Source organism: Acinetobacter sp. YH16042, assembly GCF_013417245.1.
GTDB lineage: Bacteria > Pseudomonadota > Gammaproteobacteria > Pseudomonadales > Moraxellaceae > Acinetobacter > Acinetobacter amyesii.
On sequence record NZ_VPEJ01000110.1, the window covers coordinates 1 to 1,549 of the forward strand.

Annotated in this window: 1 protein-coding gene; it reads right to left on the reverse strand. The window is 33.9% G+C overall.

All coding sequences use genetic code 11. The features are described 5' to 3' along the window. The coding region (locus FTV37_RS17350; protein WP_180064332.1) for a RepB family plasmid replication initiator protein at window positions 1–337 on the reverse strand (337 nt) is incomplete at its 3' end. Window positions 338–1,549 lie beyond the last annotated feature (1,212 nt).

The window sequence follows — 1,549 nt, forward strand, 5'->3', positions numbered from 1 at the left end:
CTAATGTAGCTGAATCATCAATATATTTAATACGGCTTACCCATCTAGACTTAACAGTTCCTACATTTCCCTTTTTATCTTCTTCTTTAAATGAAAATTGACGATCAAACAGGTTTAGAACAGCACTTTTCAGTGCTTTGTAAGCACCATCGTTACTAACATTAAAACGACTAGCGTAATCATTAGCATGTATTTCTAACTTACTATCAGCAGTTATACCGTTACCTGTTTGTCTTGCATTAATGATTGCAAGAAGTATTAAGCGCTGTTCGGTTACTTCTAAATTATAACTAGCGTTCATTAATGCGTTATCTTTCACAACAAGCTCATTCTTCATCTTCAAAGCATATTATTATTCAAAGTAAGGACACTGTACAAAATTATCATTAAAAGGTCAATATTAATTATGTCCTTAAATCAAGACTAAATGTCCTTTTATAACCGACTAAATGTCCTTTTATAACCGACTAAATGTCCTTTTATAACCGACTAAATGTCCTTTTATAGGGCTTGAAACCCTTCTGTAGTAAGGGTTTAAGAGTGTCTAAAAGCATTTAAAAGCTTTAAAATATATATAAAAGCCTAAGCAGGCATGAAAACAGCCCTATGCCCTCGCTAAAGCTCGGACGTTTTAACCTCGCTAAAGCTCGGTTGAGGGGCTGTTTTTTTTAAATAGAAGTTGAGGATTTAATAAAAAAAGAAACTAGGCCTTCGCTTCGCTCAGTAATCTTTATGCTCGCTTCGCTCGTTTAGATTCTAATTAATACAGTTCGCACCCTTCGGGATGCTCTATATCTTTCGTTAAGAAGCAAAGGGGGGGCTTGTAATCAGGGAAAAGGCAGGGGCAAAATTTTAATGCCAGGTGATCGCTCGTAGACACTCGCTCGGTTCTTACTGGAATGAATTTAATTATTAAAATATCTAATTAAAACCGTAGAACATAAAAAATAGAAAAGTTGCCGCCCTGTTGCTCTATGATTCAAGGCGGCAATCTCTAATATAATGATATTGAAGGAAAAAACAGTTATATTATGTTAATTTTAAGAAAACTTCAGAACTGATCTACTTACTGATAATAAATGCTCTGCCTAAGCGTTTTAGTATTTTTTCGATAGTGGGTTCTAAGACTTCTGGAGTTAGATTTAGTTTAATTTCTACAGGATAAGAGGTTAATAACTCTTTGATAGGAGGCCTTTGTTCATCAGGCAGACACTCGATTAGAATCATTAGAACTTTAGGCTCGAAGCATCTTTTTGATGTGGCTTTGAGAGTTAGGCTAGGCATGGACCACCTAAGTTATAATATTTTATATAAGTACCACTATATCAGATATTTAAATAAAAAAAATCCCAGCAGGTGCAGTGCTGAGATTAGGCGCTTTCTGGGCTTAGTTATTATCGTTATCAAAAAAGTATAACTCAGTTTTTGCTTAATTAACTTTCTTTTTAACTAACTCCAATTTACTTAACTCTTGCCTTTTTTTCTGATCATTTTCGATCTTAATAACCATAGCTAAAATGAAAACCATTACTATAAAACTTAGGAAAAT